22 protein-coding genes are annotated in these 22,667 nt (G+C 48.5%); 7 read left to right on the top strand and 15 right to left on the bottom strand.

The features are described 5' to 3' along the window. Together L2082_RS10950 and L2082_RS10955 are read right to left on the bottom strand one after the other, a co-directional pair. The coding region (locus L2082_RS10950) for a DUF262 domain-containing protein (RefSeq protein WP_446011162.1) at positions 1 to 770 on the bottom strand (770 nt) is incomplete at its 3' end. A 286-nt stretch (positions 771 to 1,056) separates the two neighbouring features. Beyond that, positions 1,057 to 1,188, bottom strand: a complete 132-nt coding sequence (locus L2082_RS10955; RefSeq protein WP_446011161.1) for a hypothetical protein — start codon at positions 1,186 to 1,188, stop codon at positions 1,057 to 1,059. A 232-nt stretch (positions 1,189 to 1,420) separates the two neighbouring features. Between L2082_RS10955 and L2082_RS10960 the strand changes: the two genes are divergently transcribed. Next, entirely contained in the window at positions 1,421 to 1,696 is a 276-nt protein-coding gene (locus L2082_RS10960) for a helix-turn-helix domain-containing protein (protein WP_446011160.1), read from the top strand. A 96-nt stretch (positions 1,697 to 1,792) separates the two neighbouring features. On the opposite strand, the gene L2082_RS10965 is transcribed toward L2082_RS10960, so the two are convergent. The 7 genes from L2082_RS10965 to amrS form a co-directional block, all read right to left on the bottom strand. Continuing rightward, positions 1,793 to 2,155 (bottom strand): DUF6922 domain-containing protein, encoded by a 363-nt coding sequence (locus L2082_RS10965; protein WP_446011159.1) that lies wholly within the window; start codon positions 2,153 to 2,155, stop codon positions 1,793 to 1,795. Next, positions 2,142 to 2,861, bottom strand: a complete 720-nt coding sequence (locus L2082_RS10970; RefSeq protein WP_446011158.1) for a nucleotidyl transferase AbiEii/AbiGii toxin family protein — start codon at positions 2,859 to 2,861, stop codon at positions 2,142 to 2,144. Before L2082_RS10970 ends, L2082_RS10965 begins: the two co-directional genes overlap by 14 nt. 148 nt (positions 2,862 to 3,009) lie before the next feature. After that, on the bottom strand, positions 3,010 to 4,266 hold the full coding sequence (locus tag L2082_RS10975; protein ID WP_446011086.1) for a type II toxin-antitoxin system HipA family toxin: 1,257 nt from the start codon (positions 4,264 to 4,266) through the stop codon (positions 3,010 to 3,012). Position 4,267: 1 nt separating this feature from the next. Then, complete coding sequence (locus L2082_RS10980; RefSeq protein ID WP_446011085.1) at positions 4,268 to 4,579, bottom strand: helix-turn-helix domain-containing protein; 312 nt, start codon at positions 4,577 to 4,579, stop codon at positions 4,268 to 4,270. A gap of 222 nt (positions 4,580 to 4,801) precedes the next feature. Continuing rightward, positions 4,802 to 6,619, bottom strand: coding sequence for a hypothetical protein (locus tag L2082_RS10985; RefSeq protein ID WP_446011745.1), 1,818 nt, complete (start codon positions 6,617 to 6,619; stop codon positions 4,802 to 4,804). A gap of 114 nt (positions 6,620 to 6,733) precedes the next feature. Continuing rightward, positions 6,734 to 7,795 carry a hypothetical protein gene (locus L2082_RS10990; protein ID WP_446010189.1) on the bottom strand — a complete coding sequence of 354 codons (1,062 nt, stop codon included), beginning with the start codon at positions 7,793 to 7,795 and terminating at the stop codon, positions 6,734 to 6,736. 30 nt (positions 7,796 to 7,825) lie between these two features. Continuing rightward, positions 7,826 to 8,836: an AmmeMemoRadiSam system radical SAM enzyme gene (gene amrS / locus L2082_RS10995; protein WP_446010188.1), complete on the bottom strand. Its 1,011-nt coding sequence runs from the start codon at positions 8,834 to 8,836 to the stop codon at positions 7,826 to 7,828. Between the two features lie 123 nt (positions 8,837 to 8,959). Here amrS and L2082_RS11000 point away from each other — a divergent pair, with 123 nt between their 5' ends. The 3 genes from L2082_RS11000 to L2082_RS11010 are packed head-to-tail and all read left to right on the top strand — an operon-like array spanning position 8,960 to position 11,639. Further along, on the top strand, positions 8,960 to 9,430 hold the full coding sequence (locus L2082_RS11000) for a putative molybdenum carrier protein (protein WP_446010187.1): 471 nt from the start codon (positions 8,960 to 8,962) through the stop codon (positions 9,428 to 9,430). Continuing rightward, a complete protein-coding gene (locus L2082_RS11005; RefSeq protein ID WP_446010186.1) occupies positions 9,427 to 10,146 on the top strand; it encodes a response regulator transcription factor in 720 nt (239 codons plus the stop codon). Before L2082_RS11000 ends, L2082_RS11005 begins: the two co-directional genes overlap by 4 nt. Continuing rightward, a complete protein-coding gene (locus L2082_RS11010; RefSeq protein ID WP_446010185.1) occupies positions 10,143 to 11,639 on the top strand; it encodes a sensor histidine kinase in 1,497 nt (498 codons plus the stop codon). The genes L2082_RS11005 and L2082_RS11010 overlap by 4 nt, the downstream gene beginning before the upstream one ends. A gap of 32 nt (positions 11,640 to 11,671) precedes the next feature. On the opposite strand, the gene L2082_RS11015 is transcribed toward L2082_RS11010, so the two are convergent. The 5 genes from L2082_RS11015 to L2082_RS11035 all read right to left on the bottom strand — a co-directional run bounded on the left by L2082_RS11015 (position 11,672) and on the right by L2082_RS11035 (position 17,882). After that, the gene (locus tag L2082_RS11015) at positions 11,672 to 12,058 is read right to left on the bottom strand and encodes a DUF5666 domain-containing protein (protein ID WP_446010184.1); all 387 of its coding nucleotides are present in this window, start codon (positions 12,056 to 12,058) and stop codon (positions 11,672 to 11,674) included. 317 nt (positions 12,059 to 12,375) lie between these two features. After that, entirely contained in the window at positions 12,376 to 12,681 is a 306-nt protein-coding gene (locus L2082_RS11020; RefSeq protein WP_446010183.1) for a helix-turn-helix domain-containing protein, read from the bottom strand. Between the two features lie 33 nt (positions 12,682 to 12,714). Further along, positions 12,715 to 13,071: a type II toxin-antitoxin system RelE/ParE family toxin gene (locus L2082_RS11025; protein WP_446010182.1), complete on the bottom strand. Its 357-nt coding sequence runs from the start codon at positions 13,069 to 13,071 to the stop codon at positions 12,715 to 12,717. A 59-nt stretch (positions 13,072 to 13,130) separates the two neighbouring features. Continuing rightward, on the bottom strand, positions 13,131 to 13,397 hold the full coding sequence (locus tag L2082_RS11030) for a type II toxin-antitoxin system RelE family toxin (RefSeq protein ID WP_446010181.1): 267 nt from the start codon (positions 13,395 to 13,397) through the stop codon (positions 13,131 to 13,133). Between the two features lie 3 nt (positions 13,398 to 13,400). Next, entirely contained in the window at positions 13,401 to 17,882 is a 4,482-nt protein-coding gene (locus L2082_RS11035; protein ID WP_446011746.1) for a hypothetical protein, read from the bottom strand. A 142-nt stretch (positions 17,883 to 18,024) separates the two neighbouring features. On the opposite strand from L2082_RS11035, the gene L2082_RS11040 reads away from it, so the two are divergent. Genes L2082_RS11040 through L2082_RS11050 form a run of 3 tightly spaced genes read left to right on the top strand, consistent with a single transcriptional unit; the run spans position 18,025 to position 19,775 of the window. Then, positions 18,025 to 18,663 (top strand): hypothetical protein, encoded by a 639-nt coding sequence (locus tag L2082_RS11040; protein ID WP_446009880.1) that lies wholly within the window; start codon positions 18,025 to 18,027, stop codon positions 18,661 to 18,663. 24 nt (positions 18,664 to 18,687) lie between these two features. Further along, a complete protein-coding gene (locus L2082_RS11045) occupies positions 18,688 to 19,668 on the top strand; it encodes a hypothetical protein (protein WP_446009881.1) in 981 nt (326 codons plus the stop codon). Then, positions 19,629 to 19,775: a hypothetical protein gene (locus tag L2082_RS11050; RefSeq protein WP_446011747.1), complete on the top strand. Its 147-nt coding sequence runs from the start codon at positions 19,629 to 19,631 to the stop codon at positions 19,773 to 19,775. The genes L2082_RS11045 and L2082_RS11050 overlap by 40 nt, the downstream gene beginning before the upstream one ends. A gap of 134 nt (positions 19,776 to 19,909) precedes the next feature. Here the strand turns inward: L2082_RS11050 and L2082_RS11055 are convergent, their stop codons facing one another. Further along, the gene (locus L2082_RS11055) at positions 19,910 to 22,627 is read right to left on the bottom strand and encodes an ATP-binding protein (protein WP_446011748.1); all 2,718 of its coding nucleotides are present in this window, start codon (positions 22,625 to 22,627) and stop codon (positions 19,910 to 19,912) included. Between the last annotated feature and the right edge of the window lie 40 nt (positions 22,628 to 22,667).

The following is a 22,667-nucleotide window of genomic DNA, read 5'->3' on the forward strand; positions in this document are numbered from 1 at the left end:
TGTAGGAAGCGCAACGCCTGTCCGTGGAAATATCTCGCTGAGGTTATCACGGCTCGGCGCCAGGGGCTGGATGTGCCTCCTCTGCCTCTTGCTGCGTAAAAAAAATGAGAGGGGTCTGAACGGTTACTTGGAATTTGGTAGTTTTTTAATGTATCAAAAATATTTTTAATTTGTGCCGCTACTTGGCACCGCCGAGTCATGTCGTTTTGGCAATCTGGAACTTCACCTGAGTCTGTAAGATACTCATATACATAGACTTCTGTTTTTGAGCTGTCTAACATCGCAATATCTGCTCTGATCCATCTGTTATGTTCTCGACGGTCAGGATTCTCCTTGCGGCGGCGAGGAGCTTTAATCCACGAAGTATTATCATCTTCGCTTGAAAAACTTTCTATTATTTCTTTAAGATCAAAATAAAAAGCCCTTTTGGGATCGCCATTGAGAAAAACACGAGCAATAGAAGTTAGGCGCTGTTGTCCATCCAACACATAAAAAAGGCTGTCTGTATCAGGGAGATCATAGTCAGAAGTTAGGCTGTTGACATCCGGTTGACTTACATACGCATCAATAGATCTTGATTGCAGCGGAATTTCAGGATTTTTAGCCAAAGCCAGTAATGACCCCATAGGGTAATTTCTCGCCATGCTATCGACCAGAAGTTTTATTTGAGCATTAGTCCATCTGAAGTTACGCTGAAATTGGGGGATACGAAACCTATGTGTACGTATAAGTTCTAGTAACGTCGGGACAGCATATGGACGGGTTTGCATACTTTTCTCCTATTCATCCGATTAGTTCGGATTTTTTCATCTGAAATGTCTAGCTGCAAATCAAGGGTTATTTATTTGTTGCTGCCTGGAAGGTTATCTTCCGATCAAGGAGATATTCATAGTAATATCTACAAAGATAAAAAACATATTTTTATGGAAAAGGCAAGGTATTGAGTAACAAAGAGACGGGGAGATCTGCTAGATTACGCTATGCCCGGACATATATTTTGTTTCGTGGCTCAAGGAGATTTGACTGACGGCTCAACCGCAAATAATCCACCTTTTTTTACCCTTTACCCCCAAACCGCACCCCAGCCAACCGTTGAAAAATCTGCGCACTGACAACTTCTCTAACCCCAGCAACCCGAGCAAACTCCGGCCAGCGTTTCACAGCAGCGGCAACCTCATCAATTATCACTTCCAGTTCTTTCTCCGCAACACCATACCGCCCTGCCAGCTCAACAACATGTCTGTACCCAGGAGCGCCCTTTCACGTCGGTGTCCCAAAATAGACAGTGTAAACCTTTTTTCAAGAGTATCGCAGGCTGAATGCTCTCCTTGACCATGTTCACATATTTGTGTACTTTATATAAAAGAAATTAAACTGGCCGAAAAGAGGAAAAAAGACTATCTGAGCAGGAGGGAACATCATGGATGATCTTGATAAATATATTGAGAAAAGAAAGAAGAAGATCCCTAAGTTCGCCCGAAATTATGATGACGGTTACGAGCAGTTCAAAATAGGTGCCCTGCTCAAAGAAGCCAGAATCAGCGCTGGACTCACTCAGGAACAGATAGCAGCCAAGTTGAAAACCCGCAAATCTGCTATCTCAAGAATTGAAAATCATGCAGAGGATATCCGCCTATCCACTCTTGCAAATTATGCAAAGGCTTTAGGGAAAAGTCTGAGGCTGGAAGTAGCATAATCTGAAAAACGGAACAGCTTCTGTGGTGAGCCAGAAAATTCTTTTCAGTCCGATTATACAAGAGATTCAATAGCGGCCCGACATCAGAGGAAACTGTCACAGCCGCTCAAAAAAGCGGGTCATGGCATCCTTCTTTCGGGGGCGGATCAAAGTTCTGTTCACAGCCCGGCTGTGCGGCGTTGCATCCAGCAGGGTGCAGAAGGCGGTATATGTCCGGGGATACCAGGAACCTTTGATCGGCTCCTCCAGAGCGGCCCGCATGGCCTCCCTTGTAAAGACCTTGAACAGATGTTGAACAGCGGTCAGGGAACCGTAATTCAGCACCTGGGTGATGATCAGCTTATAATGCTTCTGCAAGTCAAGCCTGCCGACATCAATATCCCAGAACAGCTCGGCGCAATCGGCACGGAGCCGGGCAACCGCCGCTGAGTGACCTTCTTCAACTTTAAGAATCACCATTGCACAGTTCCAGAGCCTTGGTTTTCAGGAAGGCGATATAGTCCTCCACCCGTTGCCTGCGCAGAAAGGTGATCGGCTCGTCAAGCGTATTTTCCAGTACATCCTCAATATCAATACAGGCATTAAGGATCTCTTTGCCGGAAATGTCATAGCCGAACTGCTGTTCCGCCGTGCTGATGATGTCCGAGAGGGAGAAGCCCTGCTCAAGGATTTCCGCAAGATCGACCAAGTCCTTCATCTTGCTGCGATGACAGCGGGCAAAGGCCTTCATTCCGGCAAGGTCAAGAGTATGGGGGATGTCAAAATCAAAGGCTGTCTTTGCTGTGGGCAGGAGGGGGATACGGTAGAATTCCTGTTCATACTCGGCACTGAAATTCTGAAATACGCTGAAGAGGACAGCAACCCCGTTGATCTGATAATGCAGCTGCCCGTACACTATTTCCAGGTCACGACGCTGGTAGATCCCCTGCCGTCTGAACAGCCTGTCCACGGTTTCTATAGCCGGGTCAGTGGTTTCGCCCTGCGGAAAGGAAAAGAAATCGAAATCTACTGACTGCCGATGGCCGTATTGCAGAGCCAAGGCCGTGCCGCCGACCAGAAAGAAATGCTGTTTCGGGAGATGCGGGAAGATGTGTTCGCAGAGGAACTGCGCCGTTTTCAGCTGGTTTGCAGGTAGTACCTGTTCCGGCCTGATGATCTGCTGCATGTTTTTTCTCTGATGCCCATAACAGAATGAAAGGATATATAATGTTGTGTTCAGGGCATCATACCTATGCGGAACTGTTTGTTCAAGGATGTTCTTCAGCAATCAGCAAGTGCCCTGCCCTTCCGGTTGAGGACAACCTTTTTCCTTGTTACCCTTTATGCCCAAAACGTATCGAAGCCAACCGCCGAGAAATCCGCGCACTGACCACCCTTCTAACCCCAGCAACCTGAGCAAACTCCGGCCAGCGTTCCACAGCAGCGCCAACCTCATCAAGCATCATCTCCAGTTCTTTCTCCGCAACACTGTACTGTCCTGCCAGCTCGGCAACCTGCCTGTACCCAGGAGCACGCCCTTCACCGGCAACGGTCATGCTGTGCTCACCTCCGGGGCCGTTGGCAAAGGTGAGATCATACGCCGGGGCCAGAGACCATTTCCCTGTGCGATCATCCAAAATAAAACTGAAATTCTTCACATGGTCGTCACGATTATGAGTCAGGATGTTGAACAGCATCAGCCGGAAGGCCCGCAAAAGATCCTCATGGTTGCGGGTCAGCAGGGTGGTCACCTTGAAAAGATCAGCATAATCACAGGACGGGATACGAAAATTCGCCTGGATAAGATTGCCAAAGGTGTGGATATGGTAACGACGATTATCCGGGCTGCGATCAAAACGTTTGATCCCGAAAAAAGACTCTCCCTGTTCGGTGGTAAACAATCGGGTTTCCGGCATTGCAATACCGGCAGCACAGGCCATAAGGGCATAGGCATACTCCACCGGCCCGGCATCGCGGCTGTCTTCTTCGGCTGAAAATTTGACCAGCCAGTGCTCAAAACCGGGAGGCAAATCATCGTCACCAGCAATAATCCTCCTGTCCTGCCCATTCCAGCCCACAAGCACCTTGGGCCGCGCCCCGCCCGGACTGCCGCCGGTGCGCAATAAGAGGGGGAGTATCTCGGCCTCGTCACCGGCAAAGATTTGTTGAGAATGCGCAGCCAAGTCATGAAGATCCAGCAAATCTGTCTCCGAAGTCCGGGCCTCATGAGGATAATAGGTCAATGCGCCCATAGTGGAACGGCCTAGGTACAGCAGGCGGTCAAGGGGAGAAAGGGTGCTCGGTTCACGACCCAGGCTGCGAAAATGCCGATCCATGAGCAACAGTCCCCAGCCGTCGGGCAAGGAATCATCAAAAAGCCCGAAAAGCGGCCCAAAAGTCCGCTGCTGATGTTCCACAAGACCGGCTTTGGCGGGCAGGATAAAGGGGGAGAGTTCCAGGTTCCTTTGCAGCCAGAAAGAATGATATTCAAAAAACAGGCGATGCCCCTGTATCGCCAGAACACCCACTGGCAGTGATTCTTCCGGCGAAACAGTAAATCGTACCTCTACGTCCTGCATTCCAGCAGCCATATCAGATTTTTCCCCGTTTCGGTGTTTTTTGTCGGGTCATCTCCCGCAACTCCGCCAGAGAGCGTGCCTCAGGAGGAGTAAAAAGGTCGGCAAACTCAGGCAGCCGACCAAGGGCGTGAGCCAGACGCAAGAGGTTTTTCAGGGATACCTGCCCTGTTGTCTCAAAACGTTTCAGAGATGCCGGAGACACTCCGGCCCGAGCAGCCAAGGTGATCCGTTTATAGCCAGCCTGAAGGCGCAGGGTCTTGAAGCGTTCCGCCAACAGCTGTTCTGTTTCCGGCGGGGTGAGTAATGCGGGGATGGAGGTGAGCATGACTTCATTGTAACCGGTGACGAAACAAAGTAAAGGTTAATATATCACCCCTTGCAGCAATAATCTTTCAGTTATGGACAATATACTGTCCATTATCTTGAATGCCGTAGGGGCGAACCCCTGTGTTCGCCCTGAATGTCCCATACGGTATATAAACGGGCAGGCACAGGGACCTGCCCCTACAATCCCATACCGAACAAGGGGGTGTTTTTAGGGAAATCCTTATGTGCGCTTTTCATTCTCCGCAAACAGAGGAATGGAGTAATTACTGCCGAATCTCTTGAAGATGCTGTTAATACCGTCATAATCAGATGCATACATATCCTCCCGGCTGCCAGCAAGCCCCAGCACCTCGTCAGTAAACCCGCCGGTTGAGATCAGCCAAAACCGTACTTCCGGCACCGGTTGTCTTTCTTCTTCCAGTTGCTGCCTGAATACCCGTACCGCAGCCTCAAGTTTTTCCACCTGTGCCATCCCCATAGGCTTCCGGGTGTACTTGCATTCACAGAGCCAGACCCGATCTTCTTTTTCTTCTCTGCCGAGCAGGTCAATCTGGTAGGCCGGGCTTGCTGCCGCCTTGACAGTCTGGGTTCTGACATACTGAAACAGAGGTACCTCCAGCTCGCCCTGCTTACCAAACCAAGCACCGGGCAGCTGCTCACGGTTGAATTTGAGCATGGAAACCTCGGTCGCCATTTCCAGAAATTTTCCCTTCATGGTGTTGAGCAGTCCCTGCTGGCTCAGATCCACCTCGTCCACTCCTTCCAGATCCTGTTCATACACAAACTTGATAAAGCGCATCAGACAGATATCATTGAAGGTGTAGAATCTTTCCGCACTCCGATAAACCAAATCTGCTGCGTAGAGCTTCTCTATCTTTTTTGCTACAGCCTTTTTCGGCACCCCGAGCTTGTCCGCAATGGCCTTGGTATCCACAGGCTGATTATTATAGCGGGTGAAATAGTAGATGATCTTTTTCCCCAGCTCCGTATCATCATCCTGATTGATTAGGTCCCGGTTGTTGTCGAAGTGGGTCCTCCAGAAACCGTAGATCTTGCCGTTTTCGATCTCGTAGCGGATGATTCGGTCAATGTCCTCCCGGCTCCTGAAACTTTTCCCTTCGCATTCGGATATCGCCAGACAGTAGAGATAATAGGGATGACCTCCTGTCTGGGCACTGGCATAGAGAGCAAGTTCCGGTGTGACCTTCTTATCCGGAGCATAGTATTTCAGGGTCGTATGGAGAAGCGCGGCCCCGTCGGGCACGGAAAGCGGTTTGATATATTTGAAGCCGAAACGTCCGCCCAGCGGCCCGCCCATGACGGTTCGGAACACCATAGTCACAGCGGACCCGGAAACCAGCATGGGTGCCTTGCGGCTCTGGGCCTGCCGGTCAAAGGTGTTGGCAAGCCGGATGGCACCGTACCCGTCTGAGCGGTCTTTGGCATCCATCAGCTCTTTGGGCATATTGTAAATACTGAACTGCATATCTTGGAACTCGTCGATGATCACAGCCACTCTGGTGCCGGAATGGGAACCCAGCCGTTCAGGTACCCGAATAAAGGCATCCCAATGGATCAGAGCATCCTCATCTCCGTGATGCGTATAGCGATGCACAAAACGCTGAATATATTCCTTTGCCATGATGGCGGCCTTATGGTCTGTTCTATAATCCAGCAGCTCTTCCATTGTTGTATCCTGTCCGAATAGCACGGGATCCTGCTCGCAATAGGCCAGGTACTGCCGGAAAAAGGTAGTTGCGTACTCCAGCAGGAACTCCCTGAGCGTCCGTTTTTCCCGGGTCATCTTGAAGTAAAACGGTGCGACCTGATACTCCGGCTTGAAGAACACGGTGTTCACCAGCCGATCCAGGAGCACGGTTTTACCGATTCTCCGGGGCGCGATCAGGGCAGTGCTGGTTGCGCCCATGCGCCGGATCGCAGCGACCCACTGGTCCAGCTCGCGCAGGAGTTCCACTCGGTCCGTGAATTCATCTTCGTGGACCATTTCTTCCACGGGCCATATTTTGTTTTCAGGCATTAGGGATGTCATTTTTCTTTGTGTCCTGCTGATAAAACAGAAAGATGTGTGGTGCGGTTGTTTGCGGATTCAGCCAGGTAAACCTGTATATCATACCGGTACGGGGGCGTTTACTCAAGGGTGTTTTAAGGGTAAGATATTATCTTTTTCAACAACTTTCAGCGTTTTCTTCAAAGGGACAATCCGGGCCACAGCCACCAGTTGCTGACGTCCGTTGCCCAAGGGCGGATAACTGGCCCTGGTTGGCCTGCGTTTATGCCATTTTGTTACAGATGCCTTTGTCCTGCCTCTGCGGCCATGCCCGTGAAAGAGTTCATACCTCGCCACTTTCCCCTTCCTGTCCTTATATACCCGCACCACCACACCCACATGATAAATCCCATGCCGTGAGGACAACAGCGTCTTGACAGAAGCATTCTTGTACCTGACCCCGGTTCGACCAAAAAACAACACCATTCCCGGTCTGATCAGATCAGACTGGGCCACAGCGTCCTTGATAAGAATCAGCTCTCCCTGCTCATGATACCAACGTGCCAGCTCTCTGGAATCACGACACAGTGCAAGAGAAGGGTACTCGTGTTCTGGGCAACGTTTTTGCACCCCCATCAAAACCCGATGAAGAATCCCAGAACAGTCGCTGAGCGGACCGACACCATACAGGATAGATTGAGCCTCCAAATCAGTAATAGTTGCCAATACAGCAGGTATCAGGTTCCCCTTACAAGCGTACTGGATATCATCGTCAAAAATAGGAGGTACATATTCCTCCACTTTTTTCCCTGGTGGCGCAATACGTTTTTTCTTTCGTACTGGCTTTAACCGGATAAAAAGGCGTCCTGGAAACTCCTGGTCATCAGGTTCTCCATATATCCTTGCACCCCACCTTGCTTCAGATACAAAAAAGCGCGACACAGGACATTGATGATGAAGCCTGTTCTCCCGACATTGTGCATCAAAACGAATCTCCTTATTATCAATCACCTGTTCTTCCTGCTTTTCCGCCTCCTGTTTTTCTTCCTGTTCTGCTCGCTCAGGATACGGCGTCACCTCAGACACGGTTTCTTCAGGTGGCTCTGGGGTTGAGCATTTTCCCAAAACAAAAGCCCCGACCAAGGCTGCAATCAACAGAGTAAACCGCACAGGTTGGATACGCAACACATCAGCACCTCTTTTCATGCCCTTTTCTTTTTGCACCGGAAAAAGCCCTTACCAACGTCCTTCAAGAGATTCTTGACATTTTGGACACCTGCCGTCTTGCAGTCGATTGCTCTGCACGATAAAGCCGGTTCGGGTGATTAACTCTGTATGACAGGAAGGACAGAGCGTATTCTCACCATCGCCGGAGCTGGCATTCCCCTGGTAGACAAAACGTAAGCCTGCATCCAGACCAATCTGTCGGGCCATACGCAAGGAGTCTGCTGAAGTTGGAGCGCGGTCAAGCATCTTATAGGTGGGATAAAAACCAGTCACATGCCAGGGAATGGCAGGATCAACGCTATGAATAAAAGAGGCAAGGGCTGTCAGCTCATCAGGTGTGTCATTCAGGCCGGGAATGAGCAAGGTGGTCATTTCCACCCAGACGCCTGATTCCCGCAACAAACAAACAGTATCCAGGACTGGTTGCAGAGAGGCCTTACAGATCTTGCGATAAAAATTTTCGGAAAAGGCTTTGATATCAATATTGATTCCATCAAGCAACGGAGCCAGTTCCTGGCAGCATTCCCTGCTCATATACCCGTTACTGACAAAGAGGTTAGCAAGGCCCTGTTCATGGGCCAGTTCCATACAATCACGGGCAAACTCGTAAAAAATACTTGGCTCCACATAGGTATAGCTGATACTCTGGCAGCCTGCCTGCTCTGCTGCTTGCACAACCTCTTTTGGGGTACGCATGCTTCCGGTAATTTTCCCCTGATGAGTATGGGGGTATTGAGATATTTGATGATTTTGGCAATGCAGGCAGGAAAAATTACAACCAACTGTGGCTATGGAATAGGATCGGGAGGTGGGGAGAAAATGGTAAAAGGGCTTTTTTTCCACCGGGTCAACGTGTTCAGCAATCAATCGTCCATAAACCAGGGAATAAAGGCGGCCGTCCCGGTTTTCCCGCACCCCGCAACGTCCCCTTTTTCCTGGATTGATTTGGCAGTGATGATGGCAAAGGGCGCAGGATATCCTACGCTCCTCTTCTTGGGTATATAGAGAAGCTTCTTGCATGATCTGACCTCGGTGTTCAAGGAGTTTTACAGTTGCAGAACACGAGTGAACTGCGTATAACCAGAAGATAAAAAATTATTTCCTTTTTGCCAACCCGGAAGAACATCAATCCTTGAGGAAAAGATGATAAAAATAATTTCAGGGGGCCAGACAGGGGCTGACAGGGCAGCTCTGGATGCCGCAAGAGAACGGGGCATTCCCCACGGGGGCTGGTTGCCCAAAGGACGAATAACAGAGGATGGGCCGCTGGGCCAAGAATATTGCCTCCAGGAACTGGATTCGTACCGGTATCGGGATCGAACCCGGAAAAATGTTGAGGAAAGTGATGGCACTCTGATTGTTTCCTATGGTCCACTGAGCAGTGGTTCTGCCCTGACTGAGGCCCTGGCAATTCGCTATGATCGCCCCTGCCTGCATCTTAACATGGATTATTTTTCGTTAGAAGATGCTATACAGGTTGTTGAGCAATGGCTGAGAAGAAATACCATTCAGGTACTGAATGTCGCAGGCCCCCGAGCCAGCAGCGATGAACGGATCTATGCAACGGTTCGGGAGCTACTGCTCAATATTGATATGCCGGGGAACCTGTTATGAAAATACTGATGATTGATGACGACCGCAAACTCTGCCGCCTGGTCACCGACTATCTGGAGCCAATGGGCTATGAGGTTGAAGCAGCCCATAACGGAGCCCAGGGCCTGGAGATGGTCAAGGCCGAAACATATCATGCCGCCATCCTTGATGTGATGCTGCCGGAAATGGACGGTTTTGAGGTGCTCAAGCTGCTCCGTAAAGAATCTGATATCCCGGTACTCATGCTCAGTGCCCGAGGCGATGAAACTGACCGCATCGTCGGGCTTGAGATGGGAGCTGATGATTATCTGCCCAAAACCTTTTCCTCCCGAGAACTGCTTGCCCGCCTGCGTGCTGTGACCCGCCGCTGTCAACGGGTGAAAGACAAGCCCGGTCCATCAACAGCCTCAGACGCAGCTGATGATGTGCTGATTTTTGCTGAACTGCGGATTGACCAGGGTTCGAGAACAGTCCGGCTCAACGAGGAAACCTTGACCCTGACTCCGTTGGAATATGATCTTCTGGTTACCCTGGCCCATTCTGCTGGCCGGGTTCTGAACCGTGATCAACTTCTTGATGCAGTTGCAGGCAGAAACTACGAAGTCTTTGATCGATCTGTGGATGTCCATATATCCTCGTTGCGCAAAAAACTGGGAGAAAATCCGCGCAATCCCCGTTTCATCCGTACCATCCGCACTGCTGGCTACATGTTCCATCGACCTGATAAAGAAGAATGATCAAACCGACTTCCACCCTTTTTACCAAGATTCTGTCCTGGTTTTTTCTCAACCTCCTGCTTGTCCTGGCAGCATTAACGTTGTTTTTCGCCTTTCAGCCCCAGGTTCATTTACACGACTTTTTTGGGCGACAGGGATCGGATCGATTGCGGGCCGCCAGCATGCTGATCTCCCATGATCTCAGGCAGACCCGGCCCCAGGAATGGCCTGCAATACTGGCCCGCCACGGAGCTGTTCACGGTGTTGACTTTGTTGTTGTGTTGAAAAACGAAACTATTTTTTCTCCTGCTTTTAAAACCCTGCCTGAACAGGTTCATCATAGGATACGGGAAGTTCTTCGCCATAAGGGATTGCGTAGCCAGCGCTTTTTTCATCAGCGTGTTGATTTTAAAGCAAAATACCAAACAGAAGAAGAGTTCGAGAGCTGTCCGAAAAAATTTCATCTGCCGGAAAGACACAAAGGAGGCCGGGAGCTGATCATGCGTTCCAAGGAGCCGGATCGGTATTGGTTTGGTATGCGTATGCCTTTTCTACCCGACGCAGAACATGGGCCTGTGCCTGGCATACTGTTGGCGGTTTCTGATTCTATCACCGGCAATGGATTTTTCTTTGACCCCCTGCCCTGGATGGTGGTTGCGACGGCAGTGCTGCTTATCTCGGCCCTGCTTTGGATACCTTTGGTTCGTCATATTACCAAGCCCATCATCCGTATGACCCGGGCCACCGAAGAGATCGCCAGGGGAAATTTCAACGTCTCCATTAATGAGCCTCGGGCCGATGAGATTGGTCAGCTGGCAACGAGCATCAAGCATATGACCTTCCAGCTTGATGAATTTGTCAAAGGACAGAAGCGTTTTCTCGGTGATGCGGCCCATGAACTGGGTTCGCCTGTGGCCCGGATTCAATTCGGTTTAGGGGTGTTAGAGCAACGGCTGCAGGGTAACAACCGGGAACGGGTGCAGGATGTGATGGAAGATGTGGAAGAGATGTCCAAGCTGATCCGGGAGTTGTTAGCTTTTTCCCGAGCAGAGATGAACTCCAGCGCGGTTGAAGTGGAGGAGATTCTCCTGCTGCCTGTGGTGGAAGCGGCTGTCCGCCGGGAGGTAACGCCAGCGGTGCAGCTTGATGTGCAGGTGGATCCTGAGCTTTCTGCCCTTGCCTCAGCTGATCTGCTGACCCGAGCTTTAGCGAATCTGCTTCGCAATGCGGTGAAATACGCTGGTGAGGCTGGCCCAATTACGGTTACTGCTGAGAAAAAAGACAGGCAGGCCATTCTCATGGTCAAGGATTCCGGGCCAGGTGTTGCTGAGGAATATCTTGATCGCCTCTTTGATCCCTTTTTCCGGCCAGAGCCTTCCCGTGATCGGGATTCCGGAGGGGTTGGTCTGGGCATGGCTATTGTTAAGACCTGTGTTGCTGCCTGCCAGGGAACGGTTTCAGCTCGTAACCGGGAGCCTCATGGGTTTGCGGTGACGATTACCTTGGGGTGTTGAGTTATCCAGCGTTAAAACGATGGATAATTTGCTCAACGATCAGAACGGCGGTGCCTTCTGCTTCGCTCCACTTCAATCTCATGGGCAATAAGCCTGTCATTATCCCGATACCCTTCTATTTCTACAGGCCTTCCTACTGCGGCCCGATCATGTTCTTCCTCAATCTCCGTTCTGTCGGTAACCTCAACGTGACGACCGCCAACGACCCATTTTCCTGTTAAACCAGAACTCGGCATACTGTCAATAACGCCGTACATCTTCACCTCTCTTCCTCTATAACGCTCATACCTCTCGTCATCACTGGCCTGGACTGTGCTTGCGCAGAACAGAGAGAGGAGTAGAGTTGTCAAAGCAAGTAAGTAATCTGTAAACAATTTTTCTGGAGCAGAATGCCGGAGCGATAGTGTACAAGTGTTCATAGCGGACTCTTCCTTTAAAGAATAAATATATTTTGAGGGACGATCTTTCTATCGTCACATCTTATTTTCTTCTATTTTATCAGTAAAACATGAACAGAAGATGAATTGTACTACAAAATACGGGATAACTCTTTTTTTATTGGCGATTAACTGGAGAGGTCAGATCAATAATTGCGGTTCGGTCTTTTGAACTACCGCATTTCTGAAAAAACGGAACCATTGTCCCTTTGGGACGCTTTTCCTCGGCACTCCGAAAAAGGGCGAAAAAATAGCGTCCGATATTTCTACATCACGTATGGAAGAATAAGAAAATCAATTCATTCCGGTGTTGAGTATATTTGAGGAACAAAGTTAATTTTCAGATCGTAACCCGCAGCTTTGGCGTATTTTTCAATGGTTGAGAGTCGGGGAGAAATCGTTGAATGCACATTTTCCAGTCGGGAAATATTACTTTTATTCGTCTTCAGGATTTCAGCAATTTCCGCCTGGGTTAAGCCAGCATCCTTGCGGATTTTTATCAGCTGTTTTCTCAACGCATAAGCAGGAGAAAGTTTACGATATTCTTTTTCCACTTCAGGATCGGCTAATGCCTTCTTTTTAAACTCATCAAGTGTGGCTCTCATGACCGTACCTCCTGCAATCTTTTTCGGGCGATTTTAAGTTCCTTCTAAGTAACAAGTTTGTATCTCCTTGTTATTTGTAGGTTTGGTCTCGGGCGCAGGCCGGGGGGCACGCTTTTGAGGGATCTTTTGAGATTTTTTTACAAAAGAGTGAAGGATAATCACCTCCTTCCCTTTCATCATACAGAAAAAGGATCGTCCAATGCCCTCTTTCCCCTTGGCTCGCATCTCAAACAGCCCTTGACCGAGCGACTTGGTATACGGCCCATCTAGTGCCGGACCAAACTCCTCTATCATCTCAGCTATATGTAAAAAGTTGGCGAGAATTCCTTTGGGAAAAGATAGCGTCTCTTCTTCAACTTTTTGACTGTAGAATGTTATTTTCCATTTCATGGTTAAATGTTATCGTTTTTGATAACTTTGTCAACGGTTTTTCATATCCCTACGACGGATCACGCCAAATTTCTGTACACGTCTTTTCTATGCCCGATTTTCACGATCAGAATCACCAGACGTTTTTCTTCTATGGTGTAGATTATCCGGTAATTACCGGATCGGACTTTGTGAAAGGGATTATTACCTTTCATCTTGGTCTGATCAGGATTGGGTAAATTTTCAGCCAGTTCCTCTATCTTTTTTTTGATGCGTACCAAATCCTGTTTTGGGAAGGGCTTGAGGGATTTGAGAACCGCAGGACGAAATTCTATATCGTAGCGCATATGCTAAACGCCAAGTTCTTTCCAAACCTCTTGGGCAGAAAGATTTTCTTGTGGGTCTGCAAGGGCTTTTTTTGCATCTTCGATATCCATTCTATCTTCAAGATGCCGATTATTTCCATGTGCTGGTTCAAGATGTGGGTCGGTAAGATCAAGACCAAAAACAGCAAGACAAACCTCGTGATTCTTTTCCTGCTCAATTGCCTTGGCCTCAGTTTGCAACAGCTTGATCAGTTCCGGGAAGTAAACTTGATTTTTGGTTTCAGGATGTTGCCAGTATTTTTTACTACCGTTGCAGGTCAGCAGCAGGCAACCGGCTTTGCAGGTTTCATGGCGGAGGTACTTTCCAACAAGTTGATTACGCAAGGCGCACTGAAAATCAGCTATTGTCCAGCGATCTTTTATCGCCAACTTGATCTCAATAACAGATTTTTGCTCGCCGTGAATAGCGTTAAGCTGAATATCGGTTCGTTTTTTATCCCCCTTCTCATTCTCTCGTACAACGGTGTACGCCCCGTTCTTTTTTTCATCGAACTCTTTGGCCAAATAACGTTGCATTTCCTCTTCATCCGTGATGGTGCGAAGTGTCTGGCGGATATTAAAATCATGATGGGCAATATCGTGCTGAATATCCTCAAACCGATCTATCATGACCCCGAATAATTCATCTCGGCTACGCGGCGGTGCCTCGAACTTCTTTTCAAGCGTAACCAGAGCAGCAGGTTCGTAGGGGGCAAACTCAGCATCTTTTGCAGCCCTCTCTCTCGCCATCTGACGCAGGCGGTCTGGAAAATGACCAAAAAGCGGATTGTCAGCCAGCTCCAGGATGATGTTATGCGCCCCTGCTCCAGAAGTATCAAGTAGTGTACTTAACAAACTACTACGAGCACTTGCAGCATTATCGCGAACATCTGGTGAATAGGCTCCATCATGAATCTTATCCTGTTCTGGATGAATGAAGGTATACGCACATAGTAACAAACGTTTTAACGCATTAGTCTTAGCTGCTTGATCTTCAATTCTGGATAAACAGGGCAGGACTGAGCTTGAATCCCTTTCAAATAATCCGGCAAAGAGACGTACAGCAAGGTCTGTTCGTGCAGACTTTTTGACCGCATTCAGACCCTGCTCAAGGACTTCAACGGCTTGTTCTGGATCAAAGCGAAATAACCCCGCTAGCCAAGACAGTGCCAGCGGCCCATCCGGCTCTTTGCTGAATCGCACGGAGCATTCAGCAGCAAAAGTTTGACGTTCCTGTAATTCTGCCGTTTCGTCAAGAATTTTTATCACTCGACCGAGATGATCTGCTGAAAACCTCACGCTTTTTTCTTCAGCAATTTTTTTGGGCCAGTTCGGCAGGGCAGCGCAAAGGCGGGGAGCCAGAAGCTTTTTAACAGATACTTCTGCATTGGATAAACGATATAGAAGAGGAAGATGCTGGTGATCAGAGGCCATTGCTAGTTGGCGATTAAGTTCATCGCCCAAGATTGATTCAACTGCGCCTGGGTGTTCCTTGACTAACCCTGCAAACCAAGAAGGAAAATCATCCCAATTAAGCGTTGCATACGCAGCAGCACGCTTTGCTTCTTCATCGGTCAACCGTTTAGCCCATCCCGGTGAAGATGATTCTTCGACAAGACCACATAAGGCATAATGCCAAATCATAAGATCTCTCTCGCCATCCGCACGATAGCTCCATAAAGTGGGAGATTCCTTGTGCCAAATTATTTTGCAAGCGTTCGCAGCACGGGAAGCAACTTCTTCATTGAAGGCTTGGATAAGTTCAATTTTGTTCCAAACTTTAGATGGGCGGTGTGTTTTTGTATGGATATTAAGCCAGTGATAGAGATTATGCAGTGTTGAGAAAACTTGTTCCGAGCTGAAGGCTGTCTCTATATCTGCCAACAGTTCTTCCCGCCATTTTTGCCATTTCTCTATCCGTTGGCGTTCACGTCCCTTGCGAACACATTCTCTCCTGCGTCGCCGTCGTTCCCATTTTTCTTTTTTAGGATTTGGTTTGATCGGTGCGGTATCTCTTTTCACCTTCTCGGCAAGAAAGCTATCATCGGCCACAGCCTGCCGGAGCTGCTCTGCTTCGGTGTCCGAGCGTTCATTCAGATGCCAAAGTAAAAGAAGTCCTTCAAGCGCAACATGTCTTTGTTGCTGCGTCGCGGTTGTGTCATTGAGTGCTTTGAAAAGCCAGCCCCGGTCGAGTTTCAAGCTGGTTTCAGAGCGGGGCCCAAGCAAACTGTTCTCCATTACATCATGATCCAGAAGCCTGTCTTCTTGGGCAGGTACCAAACAGCTCATCAGATCGACTTCAATCAAAAATGCTCTTTCCCGCAGTTCTGGATTATCTTTGAAGTGCTTTTTGATTGCAATGAGTTGATTTTTTTCGCCTGAATTTAGTTCCTTTTCAAAACGGTTCGCCACCGTACATGCCCGGATCAAATCACGATCAAAAGTAATTGATGAAAGCTGTTTTTTGCATAAAATAGCTAGTCCTGAAGACAGATAACCGTACTTGCCGGTTATCTTCCCGTATCCCTCTTGCCTGCTGTGTCTTCCCTGCCAGATCAGATCCGCAATCGCATTCCTCAGCTCTACCGCTGTGCTGGATGACGGAACAACATCTCCTGCAATCAGCTCAAAATACCATGAAAATCCAAATGTCACACTGCGAGGCTCCGGTGTTTGTTTAATCAACACGACAAGCTCGCTAACAGAAAGGTATTCAGGAAAGAGCTGATGCGCAAGCTGGGGAACAGTCCTTCCCGGCCATTGGTTCTGTTCAGTCAGAATGGACTCGGCAATCTTACGCAACGTTGTTGATTGATTACAGGCAACAAGACCAAAAACCGCAAGTCCTCGCTGATGCTCTGACCTCTGCATATCCCAAACAACATTTTCGGCAATATCAACGCAGTCTTCAATTGCTCCCTGCCATATAATTTCGAGTAGCAAGTTGCTTACTTCTTCACTGGCAGAATATTCCCCCCACAGCTCACGGACCACCGGAGCTAATGCAGGATGCGCCAGTCGACAAATTTCTCCTATAGAAATACTGATCCCCCGCCGCCCGCCTTCACCATAAGCAGCAGCAAAAAAACGCAACAGTTCTGCTCTATTTTCTATCGACAATGCACCGGGATCACCATAGGCCAGCAAAACCTCCGGCTCCCGCCTGATCAGCTCTCGGCGTATATTATCGTTCCACAAGGCCAGCCAAGCAACGATAGGCCGCATGGACGGAATGACCACCTCCTCGCCGTACCGTTCCGCAAAGAAAAATCGTTTTAAAGCCTTGATTGACATACCCTTTTCACGCAGCCGATTAAAACGGTAGGCTGCTAAATATTCCTCCACCGAGCGATGATGAAAGCGAATGCGTCCGTAGGTTGCCGGATCAAACAACCCTCTGCGGAGAAGCGCATTCCGTTCCGCAACCGTCCAATCAGGAAGCACCACAGCCGGGTCAAGCACACCATCTGCTGCTTCATGGCCCGGTGCCAACACGGTGCGCGTCCGAGTGAGGGTCAAGGCAAGAGCAAGTCGCTCCGCACCTTCTCTGGCTTTTTCCTCTGTCAGCAGATCGTTGTCAGGCCGTTCCGGGTCGTCTTTGAGCTTGGCTGCAATATTCGCTTCATGTTGCTCAACACGAGTTCCGAGCTTCCCTTTTGTATTCCATACCTGAACAAGATTGCCGCAATCAAGAGGACGGTTTGCAAAAAGCCAAGCTTCCTGCCGCTGAATTTCCTCCATAAAGGTTTCAGCGTCCTCCACGCCACAACTGCTGGAGTACATTTCAATTTGACTGGGCATCAGAGGTAGCATTATCACCGTCCGAACAACATCTGTTTCTTCGGCAGACTTGTCTTCCTCTTTCTGTTGCCTTTCCTCATCCCGTCGGAACGGAGCAAGAAACAGCTCTTCTCCTGTCAAATCGACCGAATTCTGTGCAGTAGAAGTTATGGGAAGCACTTTCTGCACTACCTCCAAGTCCAAATCAAATTTCCAATCGCTGGGACGGCACGAGATGATCACATAAACGCGGTCAAGCAACCCATAAACATCTTTGGCAAAACGATTGATTGCCCGTTTCAGTTTGCCTTGGGTAAGCTTCAGTTCGTCAACTGAATCAAGAAAAAACCAAGCTGGGGTATCATGCTCTTTTTTCCAGGCAGTAAAAGCGTATTCATCATCGGCGGAAAGCAAATCAGGCAGAGATTCCTGATCAAGTGAGGCGAGATCAGCATAGAAGGCATGCTTCCCTTCGCTTTTCAATCTGTTGACCTGCTCGTTCATTTCCTCAGTTTTCCCGGAACCAGCTTCAGCCAGCAGCACCACCCGGCTGGATTCAAGCAGCTTTGCCCAGTCGTCAGTGGTGGAATCAAGGAAGCTTTCGCCAAAGGAAAACAATAATTCTGGGTTTTCAAGTTCTTCTTCGGTAATATCGCGAAAACGGCGGTTGAGTTCGATGAATTGCATTTGTTTGCTCTTTAGCATAGGGTATGGTATGCAGACAGAAAGAATTATAGCGACTAGCCTAAACCTCATTTCAAGAAAAAACAATCAAAGAAATCGGTTCAGTCAGGCGGAACAATATGCACTGATAACATGGAGAAAGGCTGTGAGAAGCATATTTCAAGAAGGCAAAAAATACACCTTCAGTGACTATTTCGAACTGGACAATCCTGTCGAAGATATTATCAAAGAACTCGGATATTCTTTTCTTACCCAACCGCTCGACCTTCCCCGCAAAAACAATATCAGCAAGGAACTGATTAAACAGATCAGCACCACCTACTACGCCATCCTCCCAAAAATATCCGTCAACTCGGAAATCGCAAAACGGGAAGTGATGATCGCCCCTGTCCTGCATGCAGTGATTCAGCATATCAATGCGCGCCTGAATATTGAATATCCTGTCAGCGTCAATGATAAACTCAGCGGAACCATTGACTATCTTTTCCGTTCTTCGCAGGAACTGATCGTTATTGAGGCAAAAAAAGGTGACCTTGATCGGGGATTCAATCAGCTGGCCGCAGAAATGATTGCTATGGATATCTATGAAGAAGAGCAGGCCGACCTGACAAGGGTCTACGGCGCAATCACTATCGGTGAAGTTTGGCGTTTTGCCGTGTTAGAGCGGGAAGCAAAACAACTGAGCAAGGATATTCACACCTTCCGATTCCCGGAAGATCTTCTGGATATTTTTTCAATTGTAACAGGCATTCTGGATCGGGAAAACAACCAGCCTTCAGCCTAAACAAACTTTTCGCATAAGCCTATAATGAACACCCTGATACCTGATATGAAAATATGGCCCGTAGAAGAAATGGTCCACGAGGACGAATTCACCGACCGGGTGGAAATACTGCGCGAACTGGACCAATGGATCGCGGCAATTCAGCGCATGGCAGCCCCGAGCACGGCCCTGATCGCTCCGCGCAGAATTGGTAAAACCGTGTTGCTGGACAGACTGGTCAATACGGTTTTTTTAAAACCCGAGTATAAGGCGGTCCCGTTTTATTTTAAAATGAATCGGGAGAAACGGACCCTCAGAGAATTTCTCCTGGAATACGCCACCACCTTTTTCCGCCAGTATTTGGCCTATTGTGAGCAGGATGCCATGCTGTTCAGTAACGACTCCATGTCGCTGAACAAACTTGCCTCCCTCTCAACAACCCATACAGCAAGTCAAATGGCCCTGGAGTATATAGAGCAGTTTTTGGAACGGTATACCAGCCACGACGAAGAAGACGCCCTGATCCACTGGGACGCCTTTATCCGGGTGCTGGAACGGCTCGGCTCCCATTCCGGCATCAGGGTTGCAGTGATTATTGATGAGTTTCAGGACATGCAGACCTCTGTCTATAATATGCCCAAGGAGCTGATGGATTCCAAGGACCGTTCGGAGGGGTATGGTGCCATCCTGCTGGCTAACACCTTTGATCGACAGGCCCAGAGTCGCAAGGCCCCCATGCTGGTTTCCGGTTCCGCAGTAACTATGGTTTTCAGAATCGTCATGGGAGGGCCCTTGGGTGGACGATTCGATCTTATGTACATGAAACCGCTCTCTATACCTGACGGAGCAGCCCTCCTCCATACGACCCTGAAATACTACGGGCAAGGGCAAACGATCAGTATCAGATCTACTATTTTACCCGCTATAATAATCAGCCTGTGGACACCAAGGCCATTGCAGATAAGCTCGGAGTCCCGAAAAAGGCCGTGGCAGCAAAGATTGAAAAACTCTATGCAGCCGACTTAGTTTTCCGTACATCGGAAAAATTCTACTCCTTTAATGATATCTGCCTGATGCGCTTTATCAAGTTCGTGTATGAACAGGATCTGGAAGGAGTAGACGACTCAGGTTGAAAAGCTGGAGGCAGCAATTATTCTATTCCTCTGTTCACCCTTACCTCCTCGAAAACATAAAAAACGTAACAACCCCTGAACCCCGGTGTCTACCCGGTAACCCGCAAAATGCAGATCAGTTTTCTGAGTTGCCCTTATTCCTTCTTCTGCCCCTCTTGATCAAGTACCTGCCGGACAGCACAGGCCAACTCCTTCTTTGTCAACGGCTTCATCAGCAAGGCACGGGCCCCTACCTTCTGTGCCTTTTCTTCATCAATCAGCTCGCTAAAGCCAGTGCAGATAATCACAGGAAGATCAGGGCAAAGAGCAAGAACTTTTTGGGTCAGATCAATACCGGTCATTCTGGGCATGGTCATATCTGACACCAGCAGATCAAAAGCATCCGGTTCCTGCTGAAACGCGGCAAAGGCCTCATAACTCTCAGTATACATAGCCACCTGATAGCCTAACCTCTCCAGTCTGTTCTGGTTCATCCTGACCAGTTCCAGATCATCATCAACAACAAGAATTCGCTCTGTTCCCCGGGGTAAGTCTTCCCCATCCTCTGGCAATACCTTACCGTTACCTGGCTGGATAACCGGCAAATACACATGAAATGCTGTCCCCTTACCCGGTTCGCTATCCACCCTGATGTCACCGCACAAGTCCAGGATAATACTTTGCACCACAGCAAGGCCCAAGCCTGTTCCTTCGCCTTGAGCCTTGGTTGTAAAATAGGGCTCAAAAATTTTTTCCAGAATCTCAGCCGAGATTCCCGGCCCATTATCCTGAACAATGAGTTGCAGATGCTCTCCAGGTTGCAGACGCATGCTCTTTTGTATATCCGCTTGGGTAAGGCTGACCTGTTTCAGGGACACTTCAAGCACCCCGCCGGTCTCTCGTAAGGCATGGTAGGCATTGGTACACAGATTCATGATCACCTGATGAATACGAGTAGGGTCTGCCAACACTGCCTCACAGTCTGGCACCAGGTTCTGGCGGATTTCAATATTACTGGGAATGGAAAAACGCAGCAGTTTCAAGGCCTCTTTAATAAGCAACTGAACCCTCAATGGCTGCACTTCCTTATCTGCTTTCCTGCTGATGGTCAGGATCTGGCGTACAAGCTCCCTGGCCCGATGGCTGGCAGAAAGCACCTCTTTTAACCAGGGCCGAACCAGGTCATCCTTGGGAAGAACATCCAGAGCCATTTCGGTATAACCAAAAATCGGGCCAAGAATATTATTAAAATCATGGGCAATCCCACCGGCAAGGGTACCGATTGCCTCCATTTTCTGGGAATGACGGAGCTGGTTTTCCAGATCTTCCCGCTCCCGTTCCTCCTTTTTACGTTCTGTAATATTACGCATAATTGCCCGGATAGAGACAACCCGACCTTGCTCAAGCTGCGGAACCGCACTCACTTCAATATCAACCTGTTGCCCATTTTTGCCGAGTAAGGCTGTCTCATAATTTTTTATGCATCTTTTGGTCTGAAACATCTGCTCCAGGACATCAGTAGTTCCCTGTTTATAGGTTGGATGAATAATATCCACCAAGGGCCTCCCTATAATCTCCTCTCTGCTGTACCCCAGCGTGTTAAGTTCCACAGGGTTGACGCTGGTAATCTTTCTCTGCCGATCCACAATATGGATCATATCCAATGCATCATTAAAAAGGCTTCGGCATTCAAACTCACTCTTACTTAAGGCATCCTCCATCTCCTTGCGTTGCACAGAAAGGGCAAAAAGATGGGCAAGACGCTCTGTTGCCGCAAGATCATGACGGGTAAAGCTTTCCTGTTTATCTACAAGAACGATTTGACCGACCACTTTTTTATCCAGCAACACTGGAACATTTAAAGCATTTTTTCGCGGCGTAAGTTTAAAAGGGAGCACTGATTGTTGATCATCTGTGGAGATAAAATCTACATAAAATCCCTGCTGTGTATTCAGGGCCTGTCCCCATAAACCAGGATAGGTATCGCCCTGCCTGGCAGAAAACAACGTAACAGGCTGTTCTTTCCTGCCCTCAAGAATAAAAGAATCCTTTCCAGGATACGCAGTCACTGCCCCGCTGACCGGGTCAACCGTACTTGCAAAGCCTTGCTGACATCCGGTCAGTCTCTGGCCTGCATCAAGTACCAGGCCCACAATTTCCTGCATGGAAAAAGACCGGGAAATTAAGGCATCAGAAACCTGGGCCAGTTCGTTCTTCACCGACAGCTCCCATATCAATTCCTTTTCTGCTTTAATGCGGTCTGCAATTTCCTTTTCAAGCTGCTCTGTAGTCTGCTGAAGAGCAGCTGTTCTTTCCCGCACCTTGTCTTCCAGGTGTTCTTCATGCGCCCTTATTTTGTCAATAAGAGTGTTATAGGGCTTGAGCAAACTCTCTGTAAAAACAGCTTGAAAAAAACAGTATAAGGAGAATATTTTGCCCAGTGTTCCAAGCGTGGTATCCAATGGGGTGTTATACTGGTGAGCAAAAATAATACTTATTGATTCTGAAAAAGCAGCCAAGATCACGGCAATCTGGATAAAACGCAGTGAGTTGCGGTCAATATCCCTTTGTCGTTTGTGAATAATATACAGTGAACAAAAATAGAAAAAACAGGCCAGATATTCACAGGCCTTCTTAAAAGAAGTTACTCCCTCCCCTGTGACATAGCAAACCGGAAAGTCCTGACCAAAAACAGTCAATAACAGAACAAAGACAAGCAATGAATAACCAAGAAATACGAGGTATTCATTAGCCTTGTTATAAAAGAAAAAAGAGGCAAGCACTAACCCAAGTTCGTAGGATTTGTGCTCAAAACACGAAAAAAAGTCCTTTTTGGGGCCTTGCTCCTCTTTCAAATATCTGTAATTACTCATCACAGATTTTCGGATTCTTAATGTAGTGCCAGAGAGTGCG

The sequence above is a fragment of the Candidatus Electrothrix sp. genome (assembly GCF_052785085.1).

Excerpts from the sequence above, each read along its gene's own strand:
- L2082_RS10960 (WP_446011160.1), top strand. The coding sequence starts at position 1,421 with ATGGATGATCTTGATAAATATATTGAGAAAAGAAAGAAGAAGATCCCT.
- L2082_RS10965 (WP_446011159.1), bottom strand. The coding sequence starts at position 2,155 with ATGGTGATTCTTAAAGTTGAAGAAGGTCACTCAGCGGCGGTTGCCCGG.
- L2082_RS10970 (WP_446011158.1), bottom strand. The coding sequence starts at position 2,861 with ATGCAGCAGATCATCAGGCCGGAACAGGTACTACCTGCAAACCAGCTG.
- L2082_RS10975 (WP_446011086.1), bottom strand. The coding sequence starts at position 4,266 with ATGGCTGCTGGAATGCAGGACGTAGAGGTACGATTTACTGTTTCGCCG.
- L2082_RS10980 (WP_446011085.1), bottom strand. The coding sequence starts at position 4,579 with ATGCTCACCTCCATCCCCGCATTACTCACCCCGCCGGAAACAGAACAG.
- L2082_RS10985 (WP_446011745.1), bottom strand. The coding sequence starts at position 6,619 with ATGCCTGAAAACAAAATATGGCCCGTGGAAGAAATGGTCCACGAAGAT.
- L2082_RS10990 (WP_446010189.1), bottom strand. The coding sequence starts at position 7,795 with ATGAAAAGAGGTGCTGATGTGTTGCGTATCCAACCTGTGCGGTTTACT.
- amrS (WP_446010188.1), bottom strand. The coding sequence starts at position 8,836 with ATGCAAGAAGCTTCTCTATATACCCAAGAAGAGGAGCGTAGGATATCC.
- L2082_RS11000 (WP_446010187.1), top strand. The coding sequence starts at position 8,960 with ATGATAAAAATAATTTCAGGGGGCCAGACAGGGGCTGACAGGGCAGCT.
- L2082_RS11005 (WP_446010186.1), top strand. The coding sequence starts at position 9,427 with ATGAAAATACTGATGATTGATGACGACCGCAAACTCTGCCGCCTGGTC.
- L2082_RS11010 (WP_446010185.1), top strand. The coding sequence starts at position 10,143 with ATGATCAAACCGACTTCCACCCTTTTTACCAAGATTCTGTCCTGGTTT.
- L2082_RS11015 (WP_446010184.1), bottom strand. The coding sequence starts at position 12,058 with ATGAACACTTGTACACTATCGCTCCGGCATTCTGCTCCAGAAAAATTG.
- L2082_RS11020 (WP_446010183.1), bottom strand. The coding sequence starts at position 12,681 with ATGAGAGCCACACTTGATGAGTTTAAAAAGAAGGCATTAGCCGATCCT.
- L2082_RS11025 (WP_446010182.1), bottom strand. The coding sequence starts at position 13,071 with ATGAAATGGAAAATAACATTCTACAGTCAAAAAGTTGAAGAAGAGACG.
- L2082_RS11030 (WP_446010181.1), bottom strand. The coding sequence starts at position 13,397 with ATGCGCTACGATATAGAATTTCGTCCTGCGGTTCTCAAATCCCTCAAG.
- L2082_RS11035 (WP_446011746.1), bottom strand. The coding sequence starts at position 17,882 with ATGCAATTCATCGAACTCAACCGCCGTTTTCGCGATATTACCGAAGAA.
- L2082_RS11045 (WP_446009881.1), top strand. The coding sequence starts at position 18,688 with ATGAACACCCTGATACCTGATATGAAAATATGGCCCGTAGAAGAAATG.
- L2082_RS11055 (WP_446011748.1), bottom strand. The coding sequence starts at position 22,627 with ATGAGTAATTACAGATATTTGAAAGAGGAGCAAGGCCCCAAAAAGGAC.